This is a genomic window from Prevotella sp. MA2016 (genome assembly GCF_000619825.1).
Classification (GTDB): Bacteria; Bacteroidota; Bacteroidia; order Bacteroidales; family Bacteroidaceae; genus Prevotella.
Genome location: NZ_KK211036.1, coordinates 677,121 through 692,117 on the forward strand (window position 1 = coordinate 677,121; position 14,997 = coordinate 692,117).

At 52.9% G+C, this 14,997-nt stretch carries 10 protein-coding genes; 7 read left to right on the forward strand and 3 right to left on the reverse strand.

The window, feature by feature from the left end; all coding sequences use genetic code 11:
* Positions 1 to 60 precede the first annotated feature (60 nt).
* Both nifJ and T360_RS0113765 read left to right on the forward strand, forming a co-directional pair.
* Positions 61 to 3,639: a pyruvate:ferredoxin (flavodoxin) oxidoreductase gene (gene nifJ, locus T360_RS0113760; protein WP_028913293.1), complete on the forward strand. Its 3,579-nt coding sequence runs from the start codon at positions 61 to 63 to the stop codon at positions 3,637 to 3,639.
* Positions 3,640 to 3,795: 156 nt separating this feature from the next.
* Complete coding sequence (locus tag T360_RS0113765; protein WP_028913294.1) at positions 3,796 to 5,652, forward strand: endo-1,4-beta-xylanase; 1,857 nt, start codon at positions 3,796 to 3,798, stop codon at positions 5,650 to 5,652.
* Here T360_RS0113765 and T360_RS0113770 read toward each other — a convergent pair.
* Complete coding sequence (locus tag T360_RS0113770) at positions 5,616 to 6,527, reverse strand: LysR substrate-binding domain-containing protein (RefSeq protein ID WP_028913295.1); 912 nt, start codon at positions 6,525 to 6,527, stop codon at positions 5,616 to 5,618. The genes T360_RS0113765 and T360_RS0113770 overlap by 37 nt on opposite strands.
* A gap of 270 nt (positions 6,528 to 6,797) precedes the next feature.
* Here T360_RS0113770 and T360_RS0113775 point away from each other — a divergent pair, with 270 nt between their 5' ends.
* A complete protein-coding gene (locus T360_RS0113775; protein ID WP_155949592.1) occupies positions 6,798 to 7,088 on the forward strand; it encodes a hypothetical protein in 291 nt (96 codons plus the stop codon).
* 20 nt (positions 7,089 to 7,108) lie between these two features.
* Positions 7,109 to 8,404 carry a threonine/serine exporter ThrE family protein gene (locus tag T360_RS15500; RefSeq protein ID WP_051523578.1) on the forward strand — a complete coding sequence of 432 codons (1,296 nt, stop codon included), beginning with the start codon at positions 7,109 to 7,111 and terminating at the stop codon, positions 8,402 to 8,404.
* Here T360_RS15500 and T360_RS15505 read toward each other — a convergent pair.
* Together T360_RS15505 and T360_RS15510 are read right to left on the reverse strand one after the other, a co-directional pair.
* Positions 8,382 to 8,726: a hypothetical protein gene (locus T360_RS15505; protein ID WP_036929611.1), complete on the reverse strand. Its 345-nt coding sequence runs from the start codon at positions 8,724 to 8,726 to the stop codon at positions 8,382 to 8,384. The genes T360_RS15500 and T360_RS15505 overlap by 23 nt on opposite strands.
* Before the next feature lie 6 nt (positions 8,727 to 8,732).
* The gene (locus T360_RS15510) at positions 8,733 to 11,042 is read right to left on the reverse strand and encodes a hypothetical protein (protein WP_051523579.1); all 2,310 of its coding nucleotides are present in this window, start codon (positions 11,040 to 11,042) and stop codon (positions 8,733 to 8,735) included.
* A gap of 265 nt (positions 11,043 to 11,307) precedes the next feature.
* On the opposite strand from T360_RS15510, the gene T360_RS15515 reads away from it, so the two are divergent.
* From T360_RS15515 to pflA, 3 genes are all read left to right on the forward strand, one after another.
* Positions 11,308 to 11,757 (forward strand): DNA-binding domain-containing protein, encoded by a 450-nt coding sequence (locus tag T360_RS15515; RefSeq protein WP_051523580.1) that lies wholly within the window; start codon positions 11,308 to 11,310, stop codon positions 11,755 to 11,757.
* A 160-nt stretch (positions 11,758 to 11,917) separates the two neighbouring features.
* Positions 11,918 to 14,164 (forward strand): formate C-acetyltransferase, encoded by a 2,247-nt coding sequence (pflB, locus tag T360_RS0113800; RefSeq protein ID WP_028913297.1) that lies wholly within the window; start codon positions 11,918 to 11,920, stop codon positions 14,162 to 14,164.
* Positions 14,164 to 14,898, forward strand: coding sequence for a pyruvate formate-lyase-activating protein (gene pflA, locus T360_RS0113805; RefSeq protein WP_197019324.1), 735 nt, complete (start codon positions 14,164 to 14,166; stop codon positions 14,896 to 14,898). Before pflB ends, pflA begins: the two co-directional genes overlap by 1 nt.
* The last annotated feature ends 99 nt before the right edge of the window (positions 14,899 to 14,997 follow it).

Here is a 14,997-nt window from a genome sequence, read left to right on the forward strand (position 1 = left end):
CACTTTCTACAAAAATAATTTTACACATTTAGTTATTCATTTTTATTGTTATTACAAACAATGGCTAAAGAAAAAAAGTTTATCACCTGTGATGGTAACGAGGCAGCAGCTCATGTGAGCTATATGTTCTCGGAGGTAGCAGCTATCTACCCCATCACCCCGTCTTCGCCAATGGCGGAGCATGTTGACGAGTGGGCTGCCCGCGGTCGTAAGAACCTGTGGGGCCAGAACGTCTCAGTTCAGGAAATGCAGTCAGAGGCTGGTGCTGCCGGTGCCGTTCACGGTTCGCTGCAGGCTGGTGCTCTCACCACTACTTTCACCGCATCTCAGGGTCTGCTCCTGATGATTCCTAACATGTATAAAATTGCCGGTGAGCTGATTCCTTGCGTATTCGACGTATCTGCCCGTACGCTGGCTTCACACTCTCTGTGTATCTTTGGCGACCACCAGGACGTAATGGCTTGCCGTCAGACCGGTTTTGCTATGTTCTGCTCTGGTTCAGTACAGGAGGTGATGGACCTTACAGCTGTTCCTCACCTGGCTACTCTCGAGACCTGCGTACCTTTCGTTAACTTCTTCGATGGTTTCCGCACCTCTCACGAGTATCACAAGATTGAGATGATGGATCAGGAGGATATCCGTCCACTCGTAAAGGAAGAGTACATCAAGCGTTTCCGCGATCGTGCTATGAGCCCTGAGCGCCCTGTAACACGCGGTACAGCCGAGAACCCTGAGACCTTCTTCACCCACCGCGAGGCCAGCAATCCTTACTACGATGCTGTTCCTGAGGTAGTAGAGAAGTATCTGGGCGAGATCTCTAAGATTACTGGTCGTGAGTATCACCTCTTCTCTTACTATGGAGCCGAGGATGCTGATCGCATGATTATCCTCATGGGTTCTGCTACTGATGCAGCTCGCGAGGCTATCGACTACCTGAACGCTAACGGTCAGAAGGTTGGTATGATTTCAGTTCACCTGTATCGTCCATTCTCAGTTAAGCACCTGCTGGCAGCTGTTCCTAAGACAGTTAAGAAGATTGCCGTTCTGGACCGCACTAAGGAGCCAGGCGCTAACGGCGAGCCTCTGTACCTCGACGTGAAGGATGCCTTCTACGATGTTAAGGATCGCCCTGTTATCGTAGGTGGTCGCTACGGTCTTGGTAGCCGCGACACCACACCTGCTCAGATCATCAGCGTGTTCAACAACCTCGCTATGCCCGAGCCAAAGAACCACTTCACAGTTGGTATCGTAGACGACGTTACCTTCACCTCTCTGCCTGAGGTTGAGGAGATTGCTCTCGGTGGTGCTGGCATGTTCCAGGCTAAGTTCTACGGTCTGGGTGCCGATGGTACCGTAGGTGCTAACAAGAACTCAGTTAAGATTATTGGTGACAACACCGACAAGTACTGCCAGGCATACTTCTCTTACGACTCTAAGAAGTCAGGAGGTTTCACCTGCTCTCACCTGCGTTTCGGTGATACACCTATCCGCTCTACCTATCTGGTAACCACACCTAACTTCGTGGCTTGCCACGTACAGGCTTACCTGCACATGTACGACGTAACTCGCGGTCTGCAGAAGAACGGTCAGTTCCTGCTGAACACTATCTTCGACGCCGACGAGCTCGAGAAGTTCATGCCTAACAAGGTAAAGCGCTACTTCGCACAGAACAACATTACTGTATATACCATCAACGCTACAAAGATTGCACAGGAGATTGGTCTGGGCAACCGCACCAACACTATCCTGCAGAGCGCATTCTTCCGTATCACCGGCGTAATCCCCGTAGAGCTCGCTGTTGAGAAGATGAAGGCTGCCGCCCTGAAGTCTTACGGTGCTAAGGGTCAGGATGTTGTTGATAAGAACTACGCAGCTATCGATCGTGGTGGCGAGTATGTTCAGCTCACAGTTAAGCCTGAGTGGGCTAACCTGGCTGACGATGAGCCTAAGGCCGACAACGCTCCTGCATTCGTTAAGGAGTTGGTTCGTCCTATCAACGCTCAGGCCGGCGACCTGCTGAAGGTTTCTGACTTCGTTAAGCACAACACCGTCGACGGTTCTTGGGAGGTTGGTACAGCCGCTTACGAGAAGCGTGGTGTTGAGGCCTTCGTTCCTGTTTGGAACAAGGACAACTGTATCCAGTGTAACCAGTGTGCTTACATCTGTCCTCACGCTGCTATCCGTCCATTCGTTCTCGACGACGAGGAGCTGAAGGGCTTCGCCGCTGCTGCCGACACTCTCGAGATGAAGGCTCCTGCCGCTATGAAGGGCATGCACTTCCGCATCGAGACTTCAGTACTCGACTGTCTGGGTTGCGGTAACTGTGCCGACATCTGCCCAGGCAATCCTAAGACTGGTAAGGCTCTCACCATGGCTCCATTCAATCCTGATGCAGCCGACATGGTTCAGGAGGCTAAGAACTGGGAGTACCTGGTTAAGAACGTTAAGAGCAAGCAGAACCTCGTTGACATCAAGAGCAACGTTAAGAACTCACAGTTCGCTCAGCCTCTGTTCGAGTTCTCTGGCGCATGCTCTGGTTGCGGTGAGACTCCATACGTTAAGCTGATTTCTCAGCTGTTCGGTGACCGTCAGATGATTGCCAACGCTACTGGATGTTCTTCAATCTACTCTGCTTCTATTCCTTCTACACCTTACACTAAGAACGAGAAGGGTCAGGGTCCTGTATTCAACAACTCTCTGTTCGAGGACTTCTGCGAGTTCGGTCTGGGTATGGCTCTTGGTAACAAGAAGATGAAGGAGCGCGTAGCTAAGCTGCTGCAGGAGATGATTGATAGCGATAAGACCAGCGCTGAGTATAAGGCTCTGGCTCAGGAGTGGATCGACAATAAGGACGATGCCGAGAAGACCAAGGAGATTGCTCCAAAGCTTCGCGAGCAGATTGCAGCTGGTGCTGCCGCTGGTTGCCCAGTTTGCACCGAGCTGAAGACTCTCGACCACTACCTCGTAAAGCGCAGCCAGTGGATCATCGGTGGTGACGGTGCTTCTTACGATATCGGTTACGGTGGTCTCGACCACGTGATTGCTTCTGGTGAGGACGTTAACATCCTCGTGCTCGATACTGAGGTTTACTCTAACACCGGTGGTCAGGCTTCTAAGGCTACTCCTCTTGGTGCTATCGCTCAGTTCGCTGCTCAGGGTAAGCGCATCCGCAAGAAGGATCTGGGTATGATTGCTACCACCTACGGTTATGTATATGTAGCTCAGATTGCTATGGGTGCTGACCACGCTCAGACCCTGAAGGCTATCCGCGAGGCCGAGGCTTGGCACGGACCTTCAATCATCATCGCCTACGCTCCATGTATCAACCACGGCTTGAAGGCCAAGGGTGGTATGGGTAAGAGCCAGGCCGAGGAGAAGAAGGCTGTTGAGTGCGGTTACTGGCACCTGTGGCGCTTCAACCCAGCTCTGGCTGAGGAAGGCAAGAACCCATTCTCACTCGATTCTAAGGAGCCTAACTGGGAGAACTTCCACGACTTCCTGCTCGGCGAGGTTCGTTACCTGTCAGTTAAGAAGGCTTATCCTAACGAGGCCGAGGAGCTCTTCGCCGAGGCTCAGCGCATGGCACAGCTCCGCTACAAGAGCTACATCCGCAAGAGCCAGGAGAACTGGGAGGATTAATATTCTCGAAAGTTTAGGGGATTTCCGAATCCCCTACTCTATACTATTGAGGTGGAACTGCAAAGTTTCACCTCTTTTTTTGCTCAATCCTTGCTTATTCTCAAAATTCTTTTGTACCTTTGCACCATCTAATTAATCATCAACTATGTATCTATTATGAAGAAATTTTACCTATTAACGCTTGCCGCAAGTCTGGCCCTGTCGACTGTGGCGCAAGAGAAATTCGAACAGGGCAAACCTAACAACGACAACTACCGTTACCTTGACGAGTATCACGCACTTAAGGACTACATCAACCACGAAAAGTATCCTAACTTCAAGCTTGGTGCCGGTACAACCGTAAGCGATTATCTTAACAACGCCACATTCAAGAAGCTCATCAACCAGAATTTCACGGAGACCGTAGCGGGCAACGCCATGAAGATGGCCAGTTGCGTGAACAATAATGGCGACATGAATTTCGACATGGTGAAGCAGTATGTAACCGCAGCTACCGAAGCCGGACTCGCTGTGTATGGCCACACGCTGGCCTGGCACTCGCAGCAGCCCAACGCGTGGTTGCGCAGTCTGATGGCCGACAAGCCCGATCCCAATTCGGAAGAGGTGCTCTCTGTGATTGCTTCGAAAGATCTGCGCAAAGACCAGAAGATTGGCTGGAACCAGGGTGTGGGCACGCCGAAGTACGACTCAACCAACGGACTGACAATCCATCGCGACAAAGAAACCACCAACTTCTGGGACGTACAGTTTATTGTGATGGAGAATATCCCCACACAAGTGGGCAAGACCTACAAGATGACGATGACGGTGAAGGGCTCGAAGGATGGCAAGCTGCACAGCAAGATGGCTGGCGACCTGCAGGACCCTTGGAACGATGCCTACTGCCCAGAGATACCTTTCACCACCGAGTGGAAGGATGTCGAGGTGGAATACAAACCAGGCTTCGCCAACAATTTCCTGCTGCTGCAATGTGGTGATTTTGTGGGTGATATCTATATCAAGAACATCCAGTTTGAGGGCTATACCGGTAAGACCATTCCTCAAACCGAACAGGAGCGCCACGACACGCTGGTATATGCTATGGACAAGTGGATTAAGGGCATGATGGAAGCCTGCGACGGCAAGGTGAAGGCCTGGGACCTGGTGAACGAGGCCATAGCTGGCGATGGCAACGACGGCGAGGGTAACTACGTGCTACAGCACTCCGACGGCTATAAGAAAGGCACCTGGGATGTAGGTGGCGACGCCTTCTACTGGCAAGATTTCATGGGCGACCTGGACTACGTTCGCCAGGCATGCCGACTGGCCCGCAAGTACGGACCTGAGGATGTGGTGCTCTTCATCAACGACTACAATCTGGAGTCAGACTGGGACGACAACAAGAAACTCAAGTCGCTCATCAACTGGATCAAGAAATGGGAGGCTGACGGTGTGACCAAGATTGATGGTATCGGCACCCAGATGCACATCAGCTGCTACGAGGATGCCAACCTCCAGAAGAATGCCAAGGCCCACATCACCAAGATGTTTGAACTGATGGCCGCCACCGGCAAGTGGGTTCGTGTGAGCGAGATGGACATGGGCTATGTGCGCGGTTCCAACAAATGGGGCGGCTCTGTAAAGACCAGTCAGCTCACCGAGAAGGAACATAAGGCTATGGCCGACCTGTATGAGTGGATTATCCAGGAGTATCTGCGCATAGTGCCTGCCTCACAGCAATGGAGCATCTGCCAATGGTGCCCCACCGATGCCCCCGATAACAGCGGTTGGCGCGGCGGCGAGCCTGTGGGCATCTGGGATCTGAGCTACTACCGCAAGCACGTGTATGCCGGATTTGTGCGCGGTCTGGGTGGCGAGCTGCATAGCGGCATCACCCATCTCGAGGCCGACCAGCCACTCCGTGCTCAACAGGGCATCTACACCCTGAGCGGCACACGCCTGCAGAATGCATCTGCCAGCAGTCTGCCTGCCGGCATTTACATCATCGATGGTAAGAAGACGCTGGTGAAATAAGTAGCCACACTCTTATTCACCATACTGATAAACTCTCGAGCGGCTGCCTTCTGGTAGCCGTTCTTTAGTGTGTGTATGCAGCCCTCCATACCGTTGCCCTCGGCTATGATGGGTATGGCCGTAAGTCCCTGCTCGTCGATAACTGTCGATTCTGAAAGCACGGTCACATACTTGGTTTTGTGCACAAACTTGAATATCAGGCTCACATTATTGATTTCGGCCTTCAGGTTATATTCCAGTCCGCTCTGCGCCGTCAGCCGGTCGAAAGCCTTTCGTGCTTGCAGGCCCTTGGTGGGCAGCACCAGCGGATAGCGCTGCAGCTCTTCCAGCGTCATGCTCTTCTCGGCAGCCAGCGGGTGCTGATCGTTCACCACAGCCGCCAGTCGGTTGTTAAACAGCAGCGTGCTCTTTATTCTCGTGTCGGCCTCGTTGGGTTTGAAAGCCAGCACCAGGTCGAGCTCGTGGCGCAGCAGTCGCTCTATCAGGTCCTCCATCGACGAGTAGCACACCGATAGTTTCACCTTTGGGTGCTGCCGCATAAAGTCGGTCATCGCCTCGGCCATGATGCTGCTGAACGAGAAGGTTACACCGATGTTCAGTTCGCCCGTGAGCAACTGTTTCAGTTCCTGCAGTCGCAGCACACAGTTGTCCACCATGTGTACGCTCTCGCGCGCCATGGGCAGCAGTATCTCTCCCGCCTCGGTCAGCATCACCTCGTGGCTGTTGCGCACAAAGAGCTGTTCGTCAAGTTCCTGCTCCAGATGCAGTATCTGCTGCGACAGGGTGCTCTGCGTGATAAACAGTTCGCGGGCAGCCTGCGAGAAGTTGAGCGTTTCGGCCACACGTAGAAAGTACCTTAATTGTCTGATTTCCATGATATTCTTTACCTTTATATTATAATTGCGCGTGCAAAGGTAACAAAAAATATGCATTTGCCATAGCGCTTTGCTATCGTTTTTTCCGATAGCAGCATTCGTCTTGATGTAAATCGTGGCGTTCGGCACAAGTCATAGCCAATGTGATGCTGGTAATGAGAAAAGCCGTACCTTTGCACCCGGAAAAAAGAAATATAACTGTTTTAATTAATGTATTAGGTATTAGGTATTATGTTTTCTAGTTGGTTTATTGTTTTGGGAGAATTTTCTGTGTTATTTGTGTGCCTCTACTGGTACCTGCAGCACAACCGCGAGCGCAAGTTTGCCGTTACGGTGGAACACGACAGCATCGAGGGACTGACGCTGGGCAAGGTAGAGAAACTGATTAGTCGTCGGTTTGTGGTGCGCGAGATTCGACTGGCTGACTCGTCGAACTGCATCGTGCACCCCGACGATGACACGGTGCTGCACCACGGCGATCATCTGCTGATACAGGCTCGCCCACACGAGATTGAGCCTATCATAGCCTTTCTTGGACAACGCGACAACACCATGAAATGATGAATCAGGATAATTTGCAAATGAGGCTGGATCTACTTCTCCGCACAGGTTGTTTGTTGATGGAGAGTGCGGCAGATACCAGCCGTACCATGAGAACCATGAAACGAGTGGCGGCCTATTTAGGGCTGCCACTCGAGCGGTTACACATCTACATCGTGTACAACATGCTGATGGTGAATCTGTCGGACACGGAGCGCTCTTACACCAAGTTTCAGCGTGTGGAGCGGCATGGTGTGAATCTCGACACGCTGCGCCAGGTGAGCCATCTCTCATGCACGGCCCTGCGCCAGCATTATGAACTGAAGCGCTACGAGCAGGAGCTGAACTATATTGCCCACCAGCCGCGCAACTATTCGCCCTGGCAGGTGGCTGTGGGCGGCGGCTTGGCGTGCGGCGGTTTCTGCATTCAGTTCGGGTGCGACTGGACGGCCTTTTTCTATGCTGCCATCGCGGCCATCTTAGGTTTGCGCCTGCGCATGCTGCTCAATGAGAAAGGCAGTAATGCCTACGTCAACATCGGCATCGCGGCTTTTGTATCCACGCTGCTGGCTTGGGCTTTCAGTCTGCTGTCGGCTTATGCACAAACCAGCCTTTGGCTGCCACAGGTACTGGTATCCTCTACCCCGTGGCATCCCTTGCTGGCGTGTGCGCTATTCATCGTGCCAGGCGTGCCACTCATCAATTTCGTGAGCGACATGCTGACGGGTTTCACCCAGGTGGGGATGACGCGCGCCGTCAACACGCTCATGATGCTGCTGGCCATGGCCTTTGGCATCGCCTTTGCCATCCAGGTGTGTGGCATCGACAATTTTGCCAAGGACCTGCCTATGACACCTCATCACGCCTACGACGAGTATATGCTGGCCGCCGCCATTTCGGCCATCGGATTCTCGATGATTTTCAACACCCCTCGCCAACTCATGTGGGTAGTGGCTCTGGGCGGTATCATCAGCGTCTGCACGAGAAACTTCGTCAATCTGGGACCGTCTAGTGGAAACATCGGACTGGATCAAGGGCTGGTAGTAGGTTCGTTTGTGGGTTCGGCTGTGGTCAGCATCATCTGCTGTGCGCTGGTTCGCCGGCTGCACACGCCCCATCAGCTGCTCAGCATCCCCAGCGTCATCCCGATGATTCCTGGAGTGCTGATGTATAGGGCGCTGTTTGCATTTATCAATATGCACGGCGTGGAGGGCGAGGTGACGGTAGCGATGAACAACGCCATCCAGGCATCGCTCATCATCCTCTTCATCGCTCTGGGCGTGGCCATACCGAATGTGTTTTTCCGCTGGATGATTACCCCTTCTTCTTCGAAATAGACAAGCGCCACCAGCCGAAAGGTCGGCGATGGTAGCGATATGTCAGGTCGTGCTGCATCTGGTAGGCCTCGCGTTCGAAATAGAGTTCGCGATAAGCCTTCATCCAGTTGCGGCACTTCATATATCTCCATGCAAACTCCACCACATACCACACATAGAACCCCACGAACAGCATCTCGCGCTGCTGCAGGGTGTGGATGTACTCGTGGTTCTGCTCCTCACGACTCATCCGCCCCTTATCGCTCCGGCAGAATATCAGTCCGCAGATATTGATGGCAAAAAATCCACCCCACGGGAAGTGCTTGTTATATATTACTTTCATATCATTTTACCATGTAGCTTTCAGGTGGTGCAGCATGGTGGTACTCTCGCCACACGAGCCGGTGTGCTGTATGGCTATACCGCCAAAGGGCAATGGTTCTATCTGTGCGCTGAGATCTACCACATGCGGCAATGTGCTGTCTTGCGGCTTAGGCGTGGCGGTCTCTACATGAGCCGTCAGCAGGCGCCCCTTGGCTGTCAGCGTGATGGTGCAACCGGTGCGATAGCAGGTGGCGCTGATGGCTTGGGATATCTGACGGATCGTGCCGTTCTGATAAGCCACGAGATAGAAATCTACGGCCTTGGCATGCTTGGTGGTACGGATGATGCGCAGCCCATAACCGGTGAGCGTCTGGGTGTCGAACTTCAGACACACATCCATATACTGCCCTGTGGCCGAGCCGAAGCCCTGTCCGGCCGTCTTCGTGGGGTCCACCTGCAGCGTCAGCGTCATGTCGGCATAGCTGCCCTGGGCAGGTGTGTACATCAGTCGGGCGCCACGCTGAACCTGCAAAAGGCCCTTGCCCACAGCGCCGTTGAATCCCTCACCATACTCCCACATCGGTTTCTTCGGGTCGAAGGTCCACGGATATTCGGCCGTGTCGGCAGGCTTGAAGCCATCAGCCTGCCAGGCGTCAGCCACAAGCCCTTGGCTCCACTGGCAACGGATATCGCTAAAATCAGTCTCCAGACAGTATGGCTGCTTCACGTCTTTCGCACGAATCTGCCTGCTCACTATCTGTACCAACTCGCCTTTAGTGCTCCTGTCGCTAGCTGGGCGCAGGCTCACCATCAGTCGGCGACCTACGTCGCTGGGGCGCAACTTGTAGGCATATTGCGGCCCGTCATTACTATCGGCCAGAAAGGCCTCCTGCAGGCAGTCGTCGCTATCCAGTCGGCCCCATACGATGCGCGTCTGGTCTTTGTGCCCCTGCAAGTCGAGCTGATAGTCGACACGAGCCACGCCGTTCTTGATGGTTATCCGAGGCTGGCGCACGAAGGTTGGCGCCGGCAACAGCGGTGGCTGTATCGTCACCTGGCACACGGCTACTGCCGGTATGTTATGGCCATCGGCAGCATAAGCCGCCACGGGGAAGCTTACAGGATCGTCAATCTGTTCGCAAGCTACCGACACCACGACCGAGTCGCCCGTTGGCGCATCCAGAGTAGCTACCTGGTTGTAGGGTGCTGGTATCTGCCACACCACCTTCCTTCCGTTGCCCTGCACGTGTAGCCTCAGCGGCTCGCCACCCACCTGCATCTCAGCTTCGTGGCGACTGATGGCCAGATAAGGCGGCTCGTTGGGCTGCACGGGCAGCGCGTCTATCACGATAGTGTTCTCCTGCTGCCTGGTGCCTATGATGTAAGGACGGCCGTTCAGCGTGAAGTTCTTCTGATAGCAGCGCAGCCATTTCTGCGGATAGGCTGTCCAGCCGATATAGATGCTGTCTGAGGGCGCATGGTAGCGGCAGTCGATGAGCGCCAGTGGCCCACCCTGCTTGCAGAAGTACATCTCGCGGTTATTGGTCATCACATTGAAGTCGCAATCCACGAACATCGCTCCCCGTCCAAAGGTGCTCCAGAAGGGCTTCTGTCCGTACAGGTCAATCGTGCAATGGCGATACACGGCGGTGCCGTTCATCGCGTCGTCGGTACATTCGAAGTGACAGTTCTCGTAGTAGGAATGCTCGGCGCCATTGAGCGGGTTCAGGTTCAGTCGGCTGATAAACCGCACGTTGCGCGCTGTGAGCGAGCGTCCGTGCACGTAGCCTACGTGAGCCTGCGTGATGGCGTCGCTACGTTTTTTTCGCGAGAGCGCGGGGTTTTGATGATAGTCTAGATCCACGTTGCAGTAGTTGCCCAGCGTCAGGTTCTCCACCACCAGCGAGTCGCTCCAGATGTCGAGCATCGTGAAGTTGCCGATGGCCCCTTGCGTCTGTCCGCGTTGAGCCGCCAGCACGGTATTCTGCGCCTGCGGGTCGAGTCCGATGATGCGCAGATTCCTACATCTGACGACGCATCCGAAAGGCTCTCGTCCGTCCTTCCCCACCTTGATTTCAGGATCGTCAGGATCGTCCACCCAGTACACCCCCGGCGCCACATACAGCACACAACTATCACCCAGATGCTTCACCACCTCCTGGAAGTCATTAAACACAAACGCTTGATTATCAGTCGGTTCAGCATCCGCATCCAGCAGCAGATGATGCTTATCCAACTGCAGTCTCCACACAGTCTGCGCCTCAACCGTCGCTACTGCCAGCAATAGCATCACAAGCAAATGCCAGCGGGTATAGTTATTACTAATCACTCTCATATCGCTTGCAAAAATACGAAATAAAATCGATAATACATAGAAAATACACATTAATATATATATAATAGTCGATACGAATATAGTAGCGGGGAGCCGTCATGAGACGAACAAGGAAGTCTATAACCAAATTCAGTGTATTTGGTTTACAAATTCAGTGTATTTGATAAGTAAATTCAGTGAATTTGTTTTTCAATTTCAGTGAAATAAATAACAAATAATTTGGAAACGGCTTAAAAATGTATTATCTTTGCAGTAAAAAAGAATTATGGCTATACAGTACAGACTTCTGCAAAACAAAATTAAGGGTAGTAAAAACTACGGTAAGTATTATGCTCACACAGTAAAACAAGGTGTAATCTCATTGGAAGAAATCGAGGAGATGATTGAAGAAAACTGCACAGCAAAAGCCTCTGATGTCAGGCTTGTGCTACGTGAGCTGTTTGATACAGTGAAGTTCTACATGCAGAATGGTTATACCGTAGATTTGAAAGAAATGGGCAAACTGTCAATCTCCGTTAGGAGTGTATGCGTAGACGATCCCAAAGATTTCAGACGCGACCGCCATATCATTGGTTACAAATGTAACTATACACCAGAGGGGAAACGCTACAGTGCATATGGTCCGGAGAAGAATGGGCATATACATCGCAGCATCTTAGATGGATGCGAAGCCATAGAAACACATTATTATAATACAGCAGAGACAGACAAATAACCACTCACCACTCACCCCCGCCGCTACGCAAACGGCGGGGGATTTTTTTACAATACCTATTTATTGTTACGCAAAAAGTTGCATAACTCAAAAAAAAGTAGTACCTTTGCAGCCGAAATCAAGACAATAGGTATTTATTTACAAAAACACAAATTTATTTATGCGTAAAGAATGGCGTGGTTTTAAAGGAACCAAATGGACCGAAGAGGTCAACCTCAGAGACTTTATTCAGAACAACTACACAGCTTACGAAGGCGACGAGAGCTTCCTGGCTGAGCCTACAGAGGCTACCAACACATTGTGGGGCCGCCTGCAGGAGCTGCAGAAGGAGGAGCGTGCCAAGGGCGGTGTGCTCGACATGGAGACAGAGATCGTTTCGAGCATGACGGCTTATGGACCTGGCTACATCGACGAGAGCAAGAAGGAGCTGGAGAAGGTAGTTGGTCTGCAGACCGATAAACCCTTGAAGCGCGCCTTCATGCCTTTTGGCGGTATCAAGATGGCTGAGCAGGCTTGCACCAACTACGGCTACAAGCCATCTGAGAAACTGCACGAAATCTTCACCAAGTATTGCAAAACCCACAACGATGGCGTGTTTGATGCTTACACCGAGGAGATGAAGCACGTGCGCCACAACCACATCCTGACCGGTCTGCCCGACACTTATGGTCGCGGACGTATCGTGGGCGACTACCGTCGTGTGGCTCTCTACGGTATCGACTTCATCATCGCCGAGAAGGAGGCCGACAAGCGCAACTGCGGTGCCGGTGTGATGAGCGACGACGTGATCCGCCAGCGCGAGGAGATTTCTATGCAAATCAAGGCCCTGAAGGAGATGAAGGCTATGGCCCAGATCTATGGTTTCGATATCTCTCAGCCTGCTAACAACGCCCGCGAGGCCGTACAGTGGCTCTACTTCGGCTATCTGGCTGCTATCAAGACTCAGAATGGCGCAGCCATGTCGGTAGGTCGTGTATCTACCTTCCTCGATATCTACATCCAGCGTGATATGGAAGAGGGCACTCTGACCGAGGCCGAGGCACAGGAGCTCATCGACCACCTGGTGATGAAGTTCCGCATGGTGAAGTTCGCACGTATCCCATCTTACAACGAGCTCTTCTCAGGCGACCCCGTATGGGCTACACTCGAAGTAGGTGGTATGGGCATGGACGGACGCCACATGGTGACCAAGAACGACTACCGTTTCCTCCACACCCTGGAGAACATGGGTCCTTCACCCGAGCCAAACCTCACCGTACTTTACTCACCACGACTCACCGAGAACTTCAAGAAGTATGCTGCGATGATTTCGGTGAAGACCAGCTCTATCCAGTACGAGAACGACGAGGTGATGCGTCCTGTTTGGGGCGACGACTACAGCATCTGCTGCTGCGTAAGTGCCACCCAGACTGGTAAGGAGATGCAGTTCTTCGGTGCACGCGCCAACCTGGCCAAGTGTTTCCTCTATGCATGTAACGGTGGTGTCGATGCCAAGACCCGCGAGCAGGTAGCTCCTGGTTTCCGCCCCATCAAGGACGAGTATCTGACATGGGAGGAGTTGGCTCCACGCTTCGACCAGGCTATGGACTGGTTGGCAGGTGTGTATGTGAACACCCTCAACCTCATCCACTACATGCACGATAAGTACTTCTACGAGGCTGCCGAGATGGCCCTCATCGATACCAACGTGCGCCGCACATTCGCTACCGGTATCGCCGGATTCTCACACGTGGTAGATTCTATTTCTGCTGTGAAATATGCGAAAGTGAAAATGATTCGCGACGAAGAGGGATTCAACGTTGACTACGTGGCCGAGGGCGACTTCCCACGCTACGGTAACGACGACGACCGCGCCGACGAGATTGCCGTATGGCTGCTCAAGACCTTCGTTAAGAAGATTCGCAAGCACGCTACTTATCGTAACGCTACCCCAACCTGCTCTATCCTCACCATCACCTCAAACGTGGTTTATGGTAAATATACAGGCAACCTGCCCGACGGTCGCCGTGCCGGTACTCCTCTGTCACCTGGTGCTAACCCAAGCTATGGTGCCGAGAAGAACGGTCTGCTGGCATCACTCAACTCTGTGGCCAAGCTGCCTTACGAGTATGCCCTCGACGGTATCTCAAACACTCAGACCATCAGCCCAAGTGCCCTGGGTCAGAACGACGACGAGCGCGCCAACACCCTGGTTCGCGTGATGGACGGTTACTTCAGCCGTGGTGCTCACCACCTGAATGTGAACGTGTTTGGTATCGAGAAGCTGCGTGATGCCATGGAGCATCCCGAGAAGCCCGAGTATGCTAACTTCACCATCCGCGTGTCGGGTTACGCCGTGAAGTTCATCGACCTCACTCGCGAGCAGCAGGAGGATGTTATTGCACGTCAATCTCACGAAAGTCTGTAATGAGTACTACAGGCTATATACACTCTACCGAATCCTTTGGCTCTGTTGATGGGCCAGGGATTCGGTTTCTGATTTTCCTGCAGGGATGTCAGATGCGTTGTCGCTACTGCCACAACCCTGACACATGGCGCCTGGGTTCCGACACCTGTGGCACCACGGCTACCGTAGCCGAACTGCTCGACAAGGCCGAGCGCTACCGCAGCTACTGGGGCCCAGATGGCGGCATCACCGTGAGTGGTGGCGAGGCGCTGCTGCAGATCGATTTCCTCATCGACCTGTTTGAAGAAGCCCATCGTCGCGGCATCAACACCTGTCTTGACACGTCTGCCCAGCCCTTCACCCGACAGGAGCCTTTCTTCGGTAAGTTCGAGCGCCTGATGCAGGCCACCGACCTGGTGCTGCTCGACATCAAGCACATCGACAGCGAGCGCCACCGCTGGCTCACCGGCCACGGCAACGAGCACATCCTCGACTGCGCCCGCTATCTGTCGGAAATCCAAAAGCCCGTGTGGATTCGTCACGTGCTGGTGCCCGGCATCACCACCGACGAGGCCCAGCTCACCCAGCTGCGCCACTTCATCGACACGCTAACAAACGTGCAGCGGGTAGAGGTTCTGCCCTATCACACCCTGGGCACCTTCAAGTGGGACAATCTGGGCGTGCCCTATTCGCTAAAGGATGTTGCTCCGCCCACTGCCGAACAAATAGCCCGCGCCCGCGAAATACTGATATAATGCCCCTTTTTACGAAAAAAGGGCATTTTTTTTAGATAATATGGTGTTTCTTTCAAAAAAAACATTATATTTGCCACATCTAATCTGTAACAAAAAAAT

Bases quoted from the DNA above. Each gene is read 5' to 3' on its own strand.
- nifJ (WP_028913293.1), top strand. From the start codon at position 61: ATGGCTAAAGAAAAAAAGTTTATCACCTGTGATGGTAACGAGGCAGCA.
- T360_RS0113765 (WP_028913294.1), top strand. From the start codon at position 3,796: ATGAAGAAATTTTACCTATTAACGCTTGCCGCAAGTCTGGCCCTGTCG.
- T360_RS0113770 (WP_028913295.1), bottom strand. From the start codon at position 6,527: ATGGAAATCAGACAATTAAGGTACTTTCTACGTGTGGCCGAAACGCTC.
- T360_RS15500 (WP_051523578.1), top strand. From the start codon at position 7,109: ATGAGGCTGGATCTACTTCTCCGCACAGGTTGTTTGTTGATGGAGAGT.
- T360_RS15505 (WP_036929611.1), bottom strand. From the start codon at position 8,726: ATGAAAGTAATATATAACAAGCACTTCCCGTGGGGTGGATTTTTTGCC.
- T360_RS15510 (WP_051523579.1), bottom strand. From the start codon at position 11,042: ATGAGAGTGATTAGTAATAACTATACCCGCTGGCATTTGCTTGTGATG.
- T360_RS15515 (WP_051523580.1), top strand. From the start codon at position 11,308: ATGGCTATACAGTACAGACTTCTGCAAAACAAAATTAAGGGTAGTAAA.
- pflB (WP_028913297.1), top strand. From the start codon at position 11,918: ATGCGTAAAGAATGGCGTGGTTTTAAAGGAACCAAATGGACCGAAGAG.
- pflA (WP_197019324.1), top strand. From the start codon at position 14,164: ATGAGTACTACAGGCTATATACACTCTACCGAATCCTTTGGCTCTGTT.